The organism is Enterobacter sp. 296B2 (genome assembly GCF_034106185.1).
Lineage (GTDB): Bacteria > Pseudomonadota > Gammaproteobacteria > Enterobacterales > Enterobacteriaceae > Enterobacter > Enterobacter cloacae_N.
The window spans coordinates 74,608-90,442 of sequence record NZ_JAWNCA010000015.1 but is presented as its reverse complement, the minus strand read 5'-3'; the positions used below and the strand labels follow the sequence as shown (position 1 = coordinate 90,442).

At 55.1% G+C, this 15,835-nt stretch carries 14 protein-coding genes; 6 read left to right on the top strand and 8 right to left on the bottom strand.

The window, feature by feature from the left end; translation table 11 throughout:
* Positions 1-59 precede the first annotated feature (59 nt).
* Entirely contained in the window at positions 60-989 is a 930-nt protein-coding gene (locus tag URZ40_RS13120; protein WP_163330876.1) for an aromatic alcohol reductase, read from the top strand.
* On the opposite strand, the gene URZ40_RS13115 is transcribed toward URZ40_RS13120, so the two are convergent.
* Positions 982-1,851, bottom strand: coding sequence for an AraC family transcriptional regulator (locus URZ40_RS13115; protein WP_116339568.1), 870 nt, complete (start codon positions 1,849-1,851; stop codon positions 982-984). The two genes, URZ40_RS13120 and URZ40_RS13115, sit on opposite strands and share 8 nt — an antisense overlap.
* A gap of 157 nt (positions 1,852-2,008) precedes the next feature.
* On the opposite strand from URZ40_RS13115, the gene URZ40_RS13110 reads away from it, so the two are divergent.
* Positions 2,009-2,764 (top strand): SDR family oxidoreductase, encoded by a 756-nt coding sequence (locus tag URZ40_RS13110; protein WP_316379267.1) that lies wholly within the window; start codon positions 2,009-2,011, stop codon positions 2,762-2,764.
* A gap of 96 nt (positions 2,765-2,860) precedes the next feature.
* On the opposite strand, the gene URZ40_RS13105 is transcribed toward URZ40_RS13110, so the two are convergent.
* The gene (locus URZ40_RS13105; RefSeq protein ID WP_163330873.1) at positions 2,861-4,477 is read right to left on the bottom strand and encodes a peptide ABC transporter substrate-binding protein; all 1,617 of its coding nucleotides are present in this window, start codon (positions 4,475-4,477) and stop codon (positions 2,861-2,863) included.
* Between the two features lie 185 nt (positions 4,478-4,662).
* Here URZ40_RS13105 and mpaA point away from each other — a divergent pair, with 185 nt between their 5' ends.
* On the top strand, positions 4,663-5,376 hold the full coding sequence (gene mpaA, locus URZ40_RS13100) for a murein tripeptide amidase MpaA (RefSeq protein WP_116339562.1): 714 nt from the start codon (positions 4,663-4,665) through the stop codon (positions 5,374-5,376).
* Here the strand turns inward: mpaA and ycjG are convergent.
* Entirely contained in the window at positions 5,367-6,332 is a 966-nt protein-coding gene (ycjG, locus tag URZ40_RS13095) for an L-Ala-D/L-Glu epimerase (RefSeq protein WP_116339560.1), read from the bottom strand. The two genes, mpaA and ycjG, sit on opposite strands and share 10 nt — an antisense overlap.
* 107 nt (positions 6,333-6,439) lie before the next feature.
* On the opposite strand from ycjG, the gene tpx reads away from it, so the two are divergent.
* Together tpx and URZ40_RS13085 are read left to right on the top strand one after the other, a co-directional pair.
* Entirely contained in the window at positions 6,440-6,946 is a 507-nt protein-coding gene (tpx, locus tag URZ40_RS13090) for a thiol peroxidase (protein ID WP_116339558.1), read from the top strand.
* Between the two features lie 275 nt (positions 6,947-7,221).
* A complete protein-coding gene (locus URZ40_RS13085; protein ID WP_320720652.1) occupies positions 7,222-8,430 on the top strand; it encodes an aldose 1-epimerase family protein in 1,209 nt (402 codons plus the stop codon).
* 33 nt (positions 8,431-8,463) lie between these two features.
* Here the strand turns inward: URZ40_RS13085 and tyrR are convergent, their stop codons facing one another.
* From tyrR to URZ40_RS13070, 3 genes are all read right to left on the bottom strand, one after another.
* Positions 8,464-10,005 (bottom strand): transcriptional regulator TyrR, encoded by a 1,542-nt coding sequence (gene tyrR / locus URZ40_RS13080; protein WP_163330870.1) that lies wholly within the window; start codon positions 10,003-10,005, stop codon positions 8,464-8,466.
* A 112-nt stretch (positions 10,006-10,117) separates the two neighbouring features.
* Positions 10,118-11,170 carry a YcjF family protein gene (locus URZ40_RS13075; protein ID WP_320720651.1) on the bottom strand — a complete coding sequence of 351 codons (1,053 nt, stop codon included), beginning with the start codon at positions 11,168-11,170 and terminating at the stop codon, positions 10,118-10,120.
* Positions 11,167-12,564, bottom strand: a complete 1,398-nt coding sequence (locus URZ40_RS13070) for a YcjX family protein (RefSeq protein WP_192984231.1) — start codon at positions 12,562-12,564, stop codon at positions 11,167-11,169. Before URZ40_RS13070 ends, URZ40_RS13075 begins: the two co-directional genes overlap by 4 nt.
* A gap of 155 nt (positions 12,565-12,719) precedes the next feature.
* On the opposite strand from URZ40_RS13070, the gene URZ40_RS13065 reads away from it, so the two are divergent.
* Positions 12,720-13,730 (top strand): LacI family DNA-binding transcriptional regulator, encoded by a 1,011-nt coding sequence (locus URZ40_RS13065; RefSeq protein ID WP_316379271.1) that lies wholly within the window; start codon positions 12,720-12,722, stop codon positions 13,728-13,730.
* Positions 13,731-13,763: 33 nt separating this feature from the next.
* Here URZ40_RS13065 and URZ40_RS13060 read toward each other — a convergent pair whose 3' ends face one another.
* Both URZ40_RS13060 and URZ40_RS13055 read right to left on the bottom strand, forming a co-directional pair.
* On the bottom strand, positions 13,764-14,678 hold the full coding sequence (locus tag URZ40_RS13060; protein ID WP_320720650.1) for an OmpG family monomeric porin: 915 nt from the start codon (positions 14,676-14,678) through the stop codon (positions 13,764-13,766).
* Between the two features lie 66 nt (positions 14,679-14,744).
* Positions 14,745-15,827: an ABC transporter ATP-binding protein gene (locus tag URZ40_RS13055; protein ID WP_061098026.1), complete on the bottom strand. Its 1,083-nt coding sequence runs from the start codon at positions 15,825-15,827 to the stop codon at positions 14,745-14,747.
* Positions 15,828-15,835: the final 8 nt, after the last annotated feature.

Sequence of the window (15,835 nt, the reverse complement as noted above, 5' to 3'; positions counted from 1 at the left end):
TCTGACATAACCTTGCTCAAGTTGCAGTAGAAACGCGATTTAACAAAGAGAGGCTCAACATGAAAGAACGTGATATCAAGACAGGTGAAAAAGTATTAGTGCTTGGTGCAGGACAATTGGGTGCTGCCGTACTGGAGCATCTGGTTCCGGCAGTCACGCAGCGCGATGGCGCTGTTACCGTTATCGTTTCGCCCGGATCCTGGGACAGCCGGGGTAAACTTCAGTCCGAAATTCATCAAAAACTGGCTGATGCAGGGGCAGAATTCATCGCGGTCGATGTCGCCGTCAGCTCCACTGAAACGTTAAAAACCCGTTTTGTGGATTTTGACACCGTGATCAACTGCATGGGGTTTGTCGCCGGAGCGGGTACACAGCTCAAAATTACCCGCGCGGTACTGGAAGCCGGCGTAAACCGCTATTTCCCCTGGCAGTTCGGCGTGAATTACGATGTGGTCGGCAAAGGGAGCGGCCAGCCCGTCTGGGACGAGCAGTATGATGTCAGGACGCTCTTGCGGGAACAGAACGCGACGGAATGGGTGATTGTTTCAACCGGTATGTTTACCAGCTTTCTCTTCGAACCGGCATTTAATGTGGTGAATTTATCCGAAAAAACCATTAATGCGCTCGGAGGATGGGACACGCAGGTCACGGTCACGTCTCCCGCGGATATTGGTCGGCTGACCACCGAAATTTATTTGCATCATCCGCGGATCGTAAATGAAGTGATATTTGTCGCAGGTGAAACCACTTCTTATGGAAAACTGGCCGAAACGGTTGAACGCACGACAAGACAAGCCTTTGCCAAAAACGTATTAACGCTCCCGGATCTGCTGGATGCACTGCATTTAAATCCGGATGACCAGATGCTCCGCTATCGCGCGGCCTTCGCCCGAGGAGACGGCATGTGGTGGCCGATGAGTAACACCTGGAATGTACAGAATAATATACCGACTCAAGATATTGAATCATGGCTTAAAACCGTTATGTAGCCATGCGTTTATCCCGCCCCGGTGGCGCGCCAAACATACGGGCATATTCACGGGTAAACTGCGAAACACTGGCATAACCGACCGTATACGCCGCCTGTGCGATCCCTGCGCCATCGACAAGCATCAGGCGGCGGGCATGGATAAGGCGTAGCTGTTTCTGAAATTGCAGGGGCGAAATCGTGGTTATCGCGCGAAAATGCTGATGGAATACGGACACGCTCATGCCCGCCACGTCAGCAAGCTCCTCAACGCTTATCGTACGTGTAAACTCCTTACGCAACATTGCGACCACACGGCTAATTCGTCCGGAATGGCTATCCGCCGCGCCCAGGGCGCGAATAGCAGGACCATGGACACTGCGAAGCAACCAGTAATGCAGCTCTCGCCGTAGCCCATCCCCAAGAACCGCCATCGCCTCCGGTTGTTCAAATAACCTGGCCAGCCGGTAAGCCGCATCCGTCACGTCAGCATTCATTGGCTCAACCCCAACGCAAGGCGCGTCCCTCTGCTCTGCTTGCACAGCATCCTGCAACTCGCGCAGTATGGCGATATCCAGTTCCAGCACCAGGGAATAGTAGGGATGGCGAAGGCTGGCCTGGGTAATCTGACTGAGGGTCGGCACATCGGCGGCAATCACCATCGCCTCGCCGGGGCCATATTCAAAACTTTCCGTCCCCGTAGCGACGCGTTTGCGACCCTGCAACAGCATCGCCATCAGCGGTCTGTTGATCGCCGCCTGCAGGTCGCCCGGATGCAAAGCCCGGATAATCGTCAACCCTGGAACCGGCGTTACGGCAACCCCGCTACGGTCGACGTGAGCATCGGCATACCGGCGGCAGAGATCGAACAGGAGATCGCGCATAGACACTCTTTCAGGCAAGTTTTTAAGCCATAGTATGCGGTCATTCTCAACAGAACAAACCATGAAAAGAGAAACAGGCAAAAGATAACCAGAATCAGGCAAAGTGGATGAGTGGCCTTCTCCTACTGTAAAAGCTCCACCAAACAGAGGATACACCATGAGTAAAATTGCACTTATCACCGGCGCCAATCGTGGTCTTGGCCGTAACACCGCCCTCTCTGTCGCGCGTCAGGGGGGCGATATTATCGTCGCTTACAGAGGAAATACCCCTCAGGCTGAAGCGGTTGTCACGGAAATCCGCACCCTTGGTCGTAAGGCGATTGCGATTCAACTGGATGTGGCGCAGACGACGACTTTCCCGGCATTTGCCGAAACTCTGCGTCAACAACTCGCCGAGGTCTGGCAGCGCGACACCTTCGACCACCTGATAAATAACGCAGGTCATGGCGAGTTTGCCGGGGTGGGCGAGACCACCGAAGCGCAGTTCGACGGGCTGTTCAGTGTCCATGTCAAAGGGGTATTTTTCCTGATCCAGACCCTTTTACCCCTGCTGGCGGACAGCGGGCGCATCATCAACTTCTCGTCCGGCCTGACCCGGGTATCGTACCCTGGGTTCTCCGCTTACGCGGCGGCAAAAGCGGCGGTGGAAATGCTCAGCGTTTATCTGGCACGCGAGCTGGGCACGCGCGGCATCACCGTCAATACCATCGCGCCAGGCGCCATTGAAACCGATTTTGGCGGCGGCCTGGTTCGCGACAACGCAGATGTCAACGCGCAGTTTGCCGCCATGACCGCGCTCGGGCGGGTCGGCGTTTCCGACGATATCGGGCCGATGGTCGCCAGCCTGCTGCGTGATGATAACCGTTGGGTAACCGCACAGCGCATTGAAGTGTCGGGCGGGCAAACCATCTGAACAGGCCAAAAATACCGTCCGAAAAGTGATGCTTTCAGCTGTGACGGGTGATGGTCAGAAGGAGGAACTGGCGCCGCAAGCCGCGCCAGTACTTGATTAGTGCTTTTCAATATACATCGTCCGGCTATACGCCACGTCTTCCGGGTTGTTGATGGGGTAACCCTTCACCCAGGGCTTAATCAGGCGGCCGTTGGTATACTGGTAAATTGGCGCGATGGGCGCCTTCTCCATAAGAATTTTCTCCGCCATGTTGTAGTCGGCATTACGCGCTTTCGCCGTGGTTTCCAGCGTCGCCTGGTGGATAATCTTATCGTAGGCCGGGTCACTGAAACGGGAGATATTGCCGCTGTGGGTTGAGGTCAGCAGCGACAAAAAGGTTGATGGCTCGTTGTAATCGCCTACCCATGAGGCGCGGATCACGTCAAAGTTGCCGGTATTACGGCTGTCGATGTACGTTTTCCACTCCTGGTTTTGCAGCTTGACATCCACACCGAGATTTTTCTTCCACATGGAGGCCACCGCAATGGCGATTTTCTGGTGGTTTTCCGAGGTGTTGTACAGCAGGTTCAGCTTCAGGGGGCGCTGAGGACCGTAGCCTGCGGCCTGCAGCAAGGTTTTGGCCTGGGCGTTCAGCTCCTGTTGCGACATCTGCTCAAACGGCGAGGCGTCCGGGGTAAACCCTGCCGTCACGTCAGGCGTAAAGTGCCAGGCGGGTTTCTCTCCCGTGCCTAACACCTTTTCCGCCATAATGCGACGGTCGATAGTCATGCTCAGCGCAAGACGGACGCGGGCATCGGCCGTTGGGCCCTTTTGCGTGTTAAACGCATAGTAATACGTGCCCAACTGAGGCGGCGTATACACCTGCCCCGGAATATCCTTCAGCAGCTTCTGATACATGTTTTTCGGGAACGATTCGGTAATATCAATATCCCCTGCCAGGTAGCGTTTGGTGGCCGACGATTCCTGATTAATCGGCACGAAGGTGACCTTTTGCAGTACCGTTTTGGCATTGTCCCAGTAGTGCGTATTGGGCACCACAACCAGCTTTTCATTCACCACGCGGTCCTTCAGAACGTAAGCACCGTTCCCTACCAGCGCGCCCGGCCGCGTCCACTCTTTACCGCTTTCTACGTTAGCTTTTTGTACTGGATAGAAGGCAAAGTTCGCCGTCAGGTTGCTGAACCACGGCAGCGGTTTGTCCAGCTGGACGCGTAACGTCCTGGCATCCACCGCCGTCACCCCCAGCGTATCGGGCGCAGCTTTACCGTCAATAATGGCCTGCGCGTTATTGATTCCCGCCAGCGCGGCAAACCAGGCAAACGGAGAGGTGGTTTTCGGATCAACCAGACGCTGCCAGCTGTAGACAAAATCCTGGGCGGTGACAGGGGAACCGTCGGACCATTTCGCGTCATCGCGTAAGGTAAACGTCCAGATGCGGTTATCATTACTCTGCCAGCGCGTCGCCACGCCCGGCATCAGCTCCCCTTTCTCATTCTGATTAACCAGACCTTCGAAGAGATCGCGAATCACCTGAATCTCTGGCAACCCCACGGCTTTCGCCGGATCCAGCGAAGCCGGTTCGTCTTTAATATGCCTGACCAGCTCCTGCTTTTGCGCCAGCGCAGTGCCCTGCGGCACATCAGCAGCAAAAGTAAGTGAAGAGAGTCCGCACAGGCACAGTGCGGCAAAAAGACGCGAAACAGGATGCTTCATAAGATCCCCTTTAATAAATTCAGGTAATAAGCAGATGCGTAATTATTTGTTTCGACAAAGTGAAATGCAAATAACTTACTCCTGAATAGTGATTTAAGGCAATTCTCAGCCGTTACGGAAACTATTTGATTAACAGCGTGTTTTGCACAACACTGCCAGTAGTGCTTTCTTTATCAGGATTTCGTATGGCAACCACCCGACCGAGAGCGGAACGCGGCGCCTTTCCGCCGGGCGCTGAGCAATATGGCCGCTCGTTTTTAGGCGCATCGCTGATCTGGTTCCCCGCCCCTGACGCAGACCGCGACAGCGGCTTGATTCTTGCCGGCACACACGGGGACGAGAACTCCTCCATCGTGACGCTTTCCTGCGCGCTGCGGACGCTGACGCCTTCATTGCGACGTCATCATGTGATTCTGGCGGTAAATCCGGACGGCTGTCAGCTGGGGCTTCGCGCCAATGCGCGAGGCGTTGACTTAAACCGTAATTTTCCGGCAGCAAACTGGCGCGCCGGGGAAACGGTGTATCGCTGGAACAGCTCCGCCGAGGAGCGTGATGTGGTTCTGCTGACGGGAGATAAGCCAGGCTCAGAGCCGGAAACCCAGGCGCTGTGCCAGCTAATCCATAAGATCCACCCCGCGTGGGTGGTCTCCTTCCACGATCCGCTGGCCTGCATTGAAGATCCGCGCCACTCTGAGCTCGGCGCGTGGCTGGCAGACGCGTTCGCCCTGCCGCTCGTGACCAGCGTGGGCTATGAAACGCCAGGCTCATTCGGTAGCTGGTGCGCCGATTTGAGCCTGCCCTGTATTACCGCTGAATTCCCGGCAATCTCGTCCGATGAAGCCAGCGAAAAATACTTAAAAGCCATGGTGGAGCTTTTGCGCTGGCAGCCTCAGAGATGAAGCACGCCGCTGGTAAAATGGAGCGCGGGTGATACGTCAACCGCCAGCCACGTCGGGCCGTCCAGATCGGCGAAACGGACCTGATTGACCAGCGGTAGCGCCGCGCCGATCGCCCGGGACGTACAGAGCATACAGCCCAGCATCAGCGAAAAACCCTGCGCCCGGGCTTCTTCCGCCAGGGCCAGTGCCTCTGTCAGCCCGCCGGTCTTGTCGAGCTTAATATTGACCATCTCGTAGCGGCCCTGCAGCTCGCTCAAACTCGCGCGGGTGTGGCAGCTTTCATCCGCACAAACGGGCAACGGATGGATAAAATTCTTCAGCGCCGCATCCTCTTTTGCTGGCAGAGGCTGCTCCAGCATGGCCACCCCCAGGTCGGCCAGCAGCTGACAGCGGGCAGCCAGCCCTTCCGGATGCCATGATTCATTGGCATCAACAATTAGCGTGGCTGCGGGTACCGCCGCGCGAATGGCGACCATTCGCTCGCTAATCAGACGATCGTCGAGCTTCACCTTCAGCAGCCGGGCCCCGGCGTCATAAAGCGCTTTTGCGCTGGCGGCCATCTGTTCCGGCTCGCCAATCACCACCGTTTGCGCGGTAGCCACCGATTCCGGCAGCGCCACGCCCAGCAATGCTGTCAGCGGTTGCTGCTGCTTCGCCGCCTCCAGGCTCCAGAGCGCGCTATCAATAGCGTTGCGTGCGGCACCGGCGGGCAAACGCTGCTGTAATGCCTCGCGCGTGAGCCCGGTTTGCAGGTCCGGCACCAGCGTCATGATATGCGCCATCACCGACGCGAGGCTTTCTCCATAGCGTGGGTAAGGCGTGCACTCCCCTACGCCTTTAAAACCGTCCTCTTCGATTTCAACGACCACCACGCTGGCTTCGCTACGGCTGCCGCGAGAGATCACAAACGGGGTGTGCAATGGCCAGGCTTCTTCATAGACCTTAACGCTTCTCATCACTGACTCCTTGCGGCCCGAAAAGGCGAAAAATTTGGTTTGCCGTGTTATCCGCGGATGGCATACACTAGCCCCGACGTTAACTATATGTAAACAGGAAGATATCTATGTCACAACTCGTTCATTTCCAGGGCAACCCGGTTGCTGTTGCAGGTTCCATTCCGCAGGCTGGCAGCAAAGCGCAGGCTTTTACTCTGGTGGCTAAAGATCTGTCTGACGTCACACTGGCTCAGTTTGCGGGTAAACGCAAAGTGCTGAACATTTTCCCGAGCATAGATACCGGGGTTTGCGCCGCCTCCGTGCGTAAGTTCAACCAGCTGGCAACTGAAATGGACAACACCGTTGTGCTGTGCATTTCTGCTGACCTGCCGTTCGCCCAGTCTCGCTTCTGCGGCGCTGAAGGCCTGAGCAACGTTATCACTCTCTCCACCCTGCGCAGCCCGGATTTCCTCGAAAATTACGGCGTCAGCATCGCCGAAGGCCCTCTGAAAGGTCTGGCAGCACGCGCGGTACTGGTTCTTGATGAAAACGACACTGTCGTCTTCAGCGAACTGGTTAATGAAATCACTACCGAGCCGGATTACACCGCCGCGCTGGACAAGCTGAAAGCATAATCATTACTTAGCATTTTATACCGCTTTTTCAAAACCTCGCTATGGCGGGGTTTTTTATTAATCGCCCGCTGAATCGTTAAAGCAACAATCAATTTGGATCACAATATTTATGCAAAATAGCGTTGAAAATTCAGCGATAAAGCGATCACACCCGCAAATCAATCGTTAAATATCCCTGTATTTACTCTCAGTGAGGCACATCACATTTCCCTCATCGCCAAAACATTAGATTTGCTTACGATGTTAAATAATCGTTTCAGCAAAAAGGGATAAATATGAAAATAAAACTGGCTTTAACGCTCCTTTCGGTACTGCTTTCGGGCCATGCCGCAGCTAAAACCTGGGTGCTGACAAGCTCTGAAAGCAGCGTGGAAAAAGGAAACTGGAAGATTTCCAGCGATGAGCTGAAAATTAACGATCGAACGTTCAGCATTGAGCAAAAAGTGTTGCACGGCGGCAGGCAGGAAGGCAGTAAAGTTATCGTCATCAGCAGTAAAAATGGCCTGACCATCACCTTAAGCCCGACGCGCGGGATGAACCTTCTGCATGTGGAAGGATTTGGCACCAGACTGGGCTGGAACTCGCCCGTTAAGGAGGTCGTTAACCCGGCGTATATTAATCTGGAAAGCCGAAACGGGCTTGGCTGGCTGGAAGGTTTCAACGAAATGATGGTCCGCTGTGGCTACGAATGGACTGGACACCCGGTCACCGCTGACGGCCAGATTTACACCCTGCACGGTAAGGCAGGCAACACCCCGGCCTCTCAGGTGGAGGTAGAAATTGCGGATGCTGCCCCGCATGAAATTCGTATTCGCGGTCTCATCAAAGAAAGCACGTTTAAAAAAGCGGATCTGCAAACTATGACCGAACTGCGTTACGTTCCGGGAACCAACCAGTTCAGCCTGCATGACGTTCTGACAAACCATGCCGATTACCCTCATGATTACCAAATCATCTATCACAGCAACTTCGGGGCGCCAGTCCTCGAAGAAGGCGCGCGCTTCCTTGCCCCCGCGGCAAGCGTAAGCCCGTTCAATGATTACGCGAAAGCGGGCGTTAACGACTGGCAAACCTACGCCGGGCCGACAAAAGGTTTTGATGAGATGGTCTTTAACATCAAACCGCTCGCCGACAGCAACCACGAAACCCTCGCTGCGGTGGTGAATAAAGCCGGTGACAAAGGCGCGTCGATTCAGTTTGATACCCGCCAGCTGCCGGTGCTGACCCTGTGGAAAAATACCGATACGCCAAAACAGGGCTATGTCACGGGGATTGAGCCGGGCACCAGCTACGCCTACCCCGTCACCATTGAACGCGAGCAGAAGCGGGTTAAGCAGCTGTCGCCAGGGGCCAGCGCTCAGTTTGATCTGACCTATACCCTGCTACACAGCGCGCAGCAGGTGAAGGATGTCGAAAGCAGGATTGCGTCGATTCAGGGAGAGACAAAAACAGAAATCGTAACCACCCCGCTGGCAAAGGAATAATCATCAAAAAAGCCTCTTTACAGAGGCTTTTTGTTATTCGTCACCTTTCTTATGATTCAACCCATACTCACGTAGCTTATTTGCAATCGCGGTATGCGAGACGCCAAGACGTTTTGCCAGCTTTCGGGTGCTGGGATAGCTGCGGTACAGCTGCGTAAGCACGGAGCGCTCAAAGCGGCTGGTGATATCATCCAGCGAGCCTTCCATCGCCTCTTCGCCTACCGACACCGTCCCGGCGTCGTAATCCGGCAACAGGATATCCTGGGGGCGCAGTTCATAGCCTTCCAGCTGGGTCAGCGCACGATAAACGGCGTTTTTAAGCTGACGGATGTTGCCCGGCCAGCCGTAGCGCATGAGCACCGTGCCGAGATCGGCAGACAGCTTCGGACGCGGTACCCCCTGCTCGTCGGCAAAGCGGGCCACAAACAGCTCCGTTAGCGGCATGATGTCCTGCGGACAGTCACGCAACGGCGGAATGTTCAGCGTCAGGACGTTAAGGCGGTAATAGAGATCCTCACGGAAGATCCCCTTTTGCACCAGCTCCACCAGGTTTTTCTGGGTGGCGCAGATAACGCGCACGTCCACATGAACTTCGTGATCCTCTCCGACGCGGCGGAAGGTCCCGTCGTTCAGGAAGCGCAGCAGTTTGGCCTGCATACGCGGCGACATTTCGCCGATTTCATCCAGCAGCACGGAGCCGCCGTTGGCCTGCTCGAAGAACCCTTTCTTGCCTTCCGGCGCGTGACCAAACAGCTCGCTTTCAACAGCATCTTCCGGAATCGAGGCACAGTTAAGTGCCAGATACGGTTTTGCCGCACGCGGGCTTGCCAGGTGCACGGCGTGCGCCAGCAAATCTTTCCCGGTACCGGTATCGCCGGTAATCAGCAGCGGCGCGGTCAGGCTGGCAAGCTTGCGCGCCTGGTCAACCACATGGCGCATTTTCGGGCTGACGGCAATAATCTGGCTGAACGCGCCGACATCCTGGCTGGAGAGGTTTTGCAGCTGGCGACCCATGCGCAGCGTCGAGCGCAGCATGATCACCGAACCGGTCAATACGCGGGTGTCTCCTTCCCCTTTCAGATAGACCGGGGTGATCTCCATCAGGAAATTCTGCCCGTTTATCACCACGTGCTCGCTATGCGTATTCTGCGGATTGCTGTCCAGCCAGCGCTGGAAGTTAAAACCGGGGATCAGCTGCGCGGCGTGGTGGTTGCTGAGCTTCTCCTGGCTCTGCGCGAAAAGCTGGCAGCTCGCGTGGTTAACGCGCTCGACTTTACTTTTCAGATCCAGAGAGAGGAACGGCTCAGGCATCGCTTCAAGCAGCGCGCTCAGGGCGAGGTGCTCACGTTCGGAGGGCATCCAGGGGATGGTGCGTACATCCGTAACGCCAGCGATACGGCGGATTTCCGCCATCAGGCTGCTGAAGGTGTTAAATTCAATTTCGGCAAAATTGAGGTAAATTCGCCCGACAGGATCGATCTCAATGCCACGTAAATCAATGCTACGTAAAACAAGAAGATCGAGTAACTCGCGGGTCAGACCGAGACGGTCTTCACAGAAGACTTCAAGACGCATGGGAAATTCACCGTTTTAAGCCAATAACCTTAAAATGATATGTCAGAACACGGTGAACCGGAAGATGGCTGTCAACAAATATTGACAGCCAGCACGATTAATGAACAACGCCTCACGGAGCCGGCTTTTTATTGAGCGTATCTTTCAGCTGACCGATCAGCTCTCGCCTGAAATCCCCCAGCCGCGGCTTATCGCCATCAATCCACGGCAGCGGTCGGCACACCTCCATCGCTTTGATACCCAAACGCGCCGTCAGTAAGCCCGCGCCAATGCCCTGAGCGGCACGGGCGGAGAGACGCGCCGCCAGATCCTGCGACATCCAGTCCATTCCCACTTCGCGCACCAGCTCGCTCGCGCCCGCAAAGGCGATATTGAGCAGGACCAGTTTGAACAGCCTGAGCCGACTGTAGTAACCCAGCTCTATGCCGTAAAGGTTCGCGATACGGTTGATGAGGCGCAGGTTACGCCAGGCGATAAAGGCCATATCCACCAGCGCCAGCGGGCTGACGGCAATCATCAGCGTAGACTCCGCCGCCGAGCGGCTAATCTCGCGTCGCGCCTGCGCATCCAGTACCGGCTGAACCATATGGGAATAGAGCGTGACCACCTCCCGGTCATTCTGGGTTTCATGGATGGCGGCATACCAGCGCTGAAGCGCCGGATGTGACTGATCGATACCGGCCTGGCTGGCCAGTTTTTCGCAGAAGGCGCGGCCTTTGCCGGTGCCGTGGCTGTGGAGAAGATCCCGCGCTTCATCACGCTCGTGCGCGCGCTGTCGCAAACGCCAGAGGCGGCGCCACTCGGTGGCAACCGACCCGATACCTGCCCCCACGATGAGCGCGCCCGCGGCACAACCGCCCAGCGCGACCCAATCCTGGGTTTGCCAGGCGTTCATCGCCCACTGCATGCCCTGCCCGACCACGCTGACGCCAAACAGCGCCAGACCGGCGGTGACCATCTTGCGCCACAGGCTGCGTTTTGGACGCAGAGCGGCTTCCACGACCGCCTCCGCCGGACCTTCCTCAACGGCGGGATCGTCCGGCAGCGCCGGGGCAAAGTTCTCCGCCTGCACGCCGCTGAACGTCTGCGCCGTTTTAAAGGCGTCCTGACGCTCAGGTTCAAGCGTTCCGGTAAAGTCTATGCGCGGTTTTAACGGTTCCGTCATCGCAATTTATCTCCAATCAAAAACTCCAGCGCCGCATCCAGACGGATGTGCGGTAACGGCCGATCGACGCTCATGGTCTGAGGGCGGAAGGCTTCAAACTGGAAGCCCTGGCTCTGCCAGAAGGCCTGGCCCGGCAGCCGCGCGGGGACTTCGCCGGGATAGACGGTGAGCGGCTCGCCGTCACTGAGCCGATTCCCGCGTAATGCCGGTATTTTCTCGCCGTTAAGGTCAATCAGGCCGCTTTGCGTCGCCTGCACCGATGCGAGCCCGAGGCAATCCATACTGATGCCTTCAAACGCGGCGTTTTGCCAGGCGTCCTGCACCAGCTGCTGCAGCAGAGAAACCATGTTGGCGTGCTGATCGACCGTAACGTGATCGGCTTTTGTGGCTGCAAACAGCAGCTTGTCGATCACCGGTGAGAACAGACGACGGAACAGCGTCCGCTGCCCGTAGTGGAAACTCTGCATCAGCTGCGTCAGCGCGAGGCGCATATCGTTAAATGCCTGCGGCCCGCTGTTGAGCGGCTGCAGGCAATCCACCAGCACAATCTGGCGGTCGAAACGTAAAAAGTGGTTTTTATAAAAACCTTTGACCACCTTTTCACAGTAGTAATTGTAACGCTCGCGCAGCATTCCGGCGTTCGTGTGTTTGTCTGCCTGCGCCAGCTTCGACTCGCCTGCGCCGTCCACGTCCGGCCACGGGAAGAACTGCAGCGCGGGCGCGCCTGCTAAATCACCCGGCAAGACAAAACGGCCCGGCTGGATAAAGTGCAGCCCTTCCTGTTTGCACTGGTGCAGATAGGCCGTCCAGGCTTCAGCAATGGTCGCCAGACGGTTTTCATCCGCAGGCGCCAGCGGATCCAGGCCTTCGCACAGCTGTCGCCACTTCGTCGACCACTCTGCGCGTTGCCCCTGCAACAAGCCTGTCATCTGACGAGACCAGCTGAGGTAGTCCTGCCCCAGCATCGGCAGGTCGAGCAGCCATTCGCCAGGATAATCGACGATTTCCAGATACAGGGTGGAGGTATCCTTAAAGTGACGTAGCAGCGATTCATTAGAGCGAAAGCGCAGCGCAAGGCGAATTTCACTGACGCCTCGCGTCGGCGTCGGCCACGCGGGCGGATCGCCGTAAAGCTGCGCCAGCCCTTCGTCGTAGGTAAAACGCGGTATGCCAAAATCACGCTGAGGGACGCGCTTAACGCCCAGCAGACGCTCTTCCCGCACGGCGCTGAGCAACGGCAGGCGCGCGCCGGCGTGCAGGTTCAGCAACTGGTTTACCATCGCGGTGATGAACGCCGTCTTACCGCTGCGGCTCAGGCCGGTGACAGCCAGACGCAGATGTCGATCAACGCCGCGGTTCACCAGTGAGTTGAATTCGTTCTTAAATCGCTTCATCGCCATCCTTCATTGCCCGGAAGCCTGGAATGTATGGCTTCAGAATACAATAAATGGGGGCAGATCGTTGATTATCAATTCTTATTTATTGCTATTGCCGTTTTCTCTCCAGTAAGATGAACCACATTGCTGTCAGTCCGGAGTGAGTAAGGTGTATGTCACCCACCATCTATGATATCGCACGGGTTGCGGGCGTATCGAAATCAACCGTTTCCCGAGTTCTGAATAAACAAACGAATATTTCCCCTGAAGCGCGAGACAAAGTGCTGAAGGCGATAGACGAATTAAATTATCAGCCCAACAAACTGGCCCGCGCCCTGACCTCTTCTGGCTTCGATGCCATTATGGTTATTTCGACCCGCTCGACCAAAACCACAGCCGGTAACCCTTTTTTCTCCGACGTTCTTCATGCCATTACGGCAAAAGCGGAAGAAGAAGGGTTTGACGTTATTTTACAAACCTCGAAAAGCAGTGAGGACGATCTGCAGAAGTGCGTAGGGAAAATAAAGCAGAAGATGATCAAAGGGATCATCATGCTGAGTTCACCGGCAAACGAATCTTTTTTCACCACGCTGGACGAATACGGTGTGCCCGTAGTGGTTATTGGGAAAGTAGAAGGTAAGTTCCAGAATATTTATTCTGTTGATACGGACAATTTCCACGACAGCGCTATTTTGGTCGATTCGTTTATTGAACATGGACGAACAAAAATTGCCTGTCTGCATGCCCCGCTCGATTATCACGTTTCTATCGATCGCCTTGCTGGCTATAAATCCAGCCTTGAGAAGCAGGGTATCGCCATTAACCCGGATTGGGTCATTGATGGCGGATATACCCATGAAAGCGCGCTTCAGGCAGCCTGCAAATTACTCTCGTCCGATAACCCGCCCAATGCCGTTTTTGCCACAGACAGCATGAAATTGCTGGGTCTTTATCGGGCAGCGGATGAGTTAAATCTGATGGTTCCCGAGCAGGTTGCCATGGCAGGATACAGCGATCCGATGCTGTCTCTCGTATTAACTCCTGCTCCCGGTGGGTTTGATATCCCGACGAGAAAGCTCGGCGAAGAGAGCTGCAACGTGTTATTTAAGCGTATTGCGGGTAAACCTGCGCCGCATAAGGTATTGGTTGAAACGCATTTTTCGGATGCAGCGTCCTTGCGCTAAAAACCAGGGGCAATCGCCCCTGGTAATAGGTTATCAGAACGCGTAGTTCACGCCGACACCCGCATAGTGGAAGCGATCGCTCTCACCTTCATCGTGGTTTTCCCATTCGTAGGCATATTCCAGCGTCATGGATAAGCCGTTGTTAAAATCATAGGCGTACAGCATACCCAGACGGTTGAAATCATGTCCTTCACGCGTTGGATCGTCCTGCCAGTCCCAGTTTGACCAGCGATCGAGACCCAGTCGGGTATAAGGCGTTAACGTCGTCTGGCCTAACGAGAGCGGCAGATAGGCACGAATTTCCTGGGTAGAAAACTCGCCGTTATTGCGCGAGCTGTCCATATTGAAGCCGCGCTCTAAATAGTAATTCACCTTGGCGGAGACGGTTTCATTAATAGTCCAGGTAAAGCCCGTTTCGGTCTCGACGCGGCTGTCAGAATAACCGGTTTTTTCCAGATCGTTGGCAAACTGGTACATGGCAAACCAGCCGCCAAAGCGCCAGTCTTCGGTTAATTTAATATCCCAGTCAGGCTGAACTTTGTAGCGCTGCATATTAGCGCTGCCGTCTTTGGCACCGTGCTCATCTTTAAAGTGATAACCATAATTGCGGAAGCCACCGGTCAGACCGAAAGTAAAATCATCGGTGCCGATAAAGCGATAGCGTAATTCAAATTCCGGGCGATCGAAATAGGTACCACGCGTCATGCTGCTATAATCAACCGGTCCTTCCTGATACATTGCCAGAGAGATCGTCCAGGCATCCCATGTTGCATTAAACCACACGGAAGGTTCATATAATCCATCTTTATCGTCGCCCTGACCTTCGACGTTTTCAATTTCATACATGGCACCGATATTAAACGCCCACTGCTTTGCGGATTCTGTTGCTTGCGCGCAGCTAACCCCTGCGCACAGAACGAGCGCAGCACTTCTTAGTAGAGTACTCATTAAATATTCCCTTTATAATTAACAAACAAAAAAACCGGAAATTTGCATTTCCGGCAAACACCTTTCTTATCTAATAGCCGCTTCGGTATCGGCGTCGAAGAAATGGCACTTATTCATATCGAATTGAATGCCGATAGTATCTCCGGCTACGTAGTCATTGGCCGCGCCCGCACGGACAACCAGTTCATGGCCGCCCACGGTGGCATAAAGCATAAATTCGGCTCCGGTAAGCTCGGCGACGCTGACTTTCGCCGTGATATCTTCTCCGCTGCTCTGCAGGGTGAGAATATCTTCCGGACGGATCCCGAAGACGACGGCTTTACGCTGGTAACCTTGCGCATTCAGCTCGGCCAGCTTGTCCTCAGGGATCTCCAGACGCAGCGTTTCCGTTACGAAATAGCGATCGTCGATAGCGCCACGAATGAAGTTCATCGCCGGAGAGCCAATGAACCCTGCGACAAACATATTTGCCGGCTCGTTGTATACCTGCTTCGGCGCACCCACCTGCTGAATGATGCCGTCTTTTAGGATCACGATGCGGGTCGCCATCGTCATGGCTTCCGTCTGGTCGTGCGTTACATAGATCATGGTGGTGTTAAGCTTCTGGTGCAGCTTGCTGATTTCGGCACGCATCTGCACACGAAGCTTGGCATCGAGGTTGGATAACGGCTCATCCATCAGGAAGACGCCCGCTTCACGCACGATCGCCCTGCCCAGCGCCACGCGCTGGCGCTGACCACCCGATAAAGCGCCAGGTTTACGCTTCAGATATTCACGTAACCCCAAAATCTGCGCCGCCCAGTTAACGCGCTCTTCAATCACCGCGGGCGCTATTTTTTGCATTTTCAGGCCAAACGCCATGTTGTCGTAGACCGTCATATGCGGATAAAGCGCGTAGTTCTGGAATACCATCGCAATATCGCGAGACTTGGCGGGCACGTCATTCATGCAAACGCCGTCGATAATCAGTTCACCCGCGCTGATCTCCTCAAGACCGGCAATCATTCGCAGTGTGGTGGATTTACCGCATCCCGACGGACCGACGAAAACAATAAACTCTTTGTCTTCAATTTCGAGGTTGAAATCTTTAACCACGTGTACCTGGTTATCATAGATTTTCTGAATATGTTTCAGAGACAGTTGAGCCATAATTTATT

Coding starts and splice junctions, on each gene's coding strand:
- URZ40_RS13120 (WP_163330876.1), top strand. CDS start 60: ATGAAAGAACGTGATATCAAGACAGGTGAAAAAGTATTAGTGCTTGGT.
- URZ40_RS13115 (WP_116339568.1), bottom strand. CDS start 1,851: ATGCGCGATCTCCTGTTCGATCTCTGCCGCCGGTATGCCGATGCTCAC.
- URZ40_RS13110 (WP_316379267.1), top strand. CDS start 2,009: ATGAGTAAAATTGCACTTATCACCGGCGCCAATCGTGGTCTTGGCCGT.
- URZ40_RS13105 (WP_163330873.1), bottom strand. CDS start 4,477: ATGAAGCATCCTGTTTCGCGTCTTTTTGCCGCACTGTGCCTGTGCGGA.
- mpaA (WP_116339562.1), top strand. CDS start 4,663: ATGGCAACCACCCGACCGAGAGCGGAACGCGGCGCCTTTCCGCCGGGC.
- ycjG (WP_116339560.1), bottom strand. CDS start 6,332: ATGAGAAGCGTTAAGGTCTATGAAGAAGCCTGGCCATTGCACACCCCG.
- tpx (WP_116339558.1), top strand. CDS start 6,440: ATGTCACAACTCGTTCATTTCCAGGGCAACCCGGTTGCTGTTGCAGGT.
- URZ40_RS13085 (WP_320720652.1), top strand. CDS start 7,222: ATGAAAATAAAACTGGCTTTAACGCTCCTTTCGGTACTGCTTTCGGGC.
- tyrR (WP_163330870.1), bottom strand. CDS start 10,005: ATGCGTCTTGAAGTCTTCTGTGAAGACCGTCTCGGTCTGACCCGCGAG.
- URZ40_RS13075 (WP_320720651.1), bottom strand. CDS start 11,170: ATGACGGAACCGTTAAAACCGCGCATAGACTTTACCGGAACGCTTGAA.
- URZ40_RS13070 (WP_192984231.1), bottom strand. CDS start 12,564: ATGAAGCGATTTAAGAACGAATTCAACTCACTGGTGAACCGCGGCGTT.
- URZ40_RS13065 (WP_316379271.1), top strand. CDS start 12,720: ATGTCACCCACCATCTATGATATCGCACGGGTTGCGGGCGTATCGAAA.
- URZ40_RS13060 (WP_320720650.1), bottom strand. CDS start 14,678: ATGAGTACTCTACTAAGAAGTGCTGCGCTCGTTCTGTGCGCAGGGGTT.
- URZ40_RS13055 (WP_061098026.1), bottom strand. CDS start 15,827: ATGGCTCAACTGTCTCTGAAACATATTCAGAAAATCTATGATAACCAG.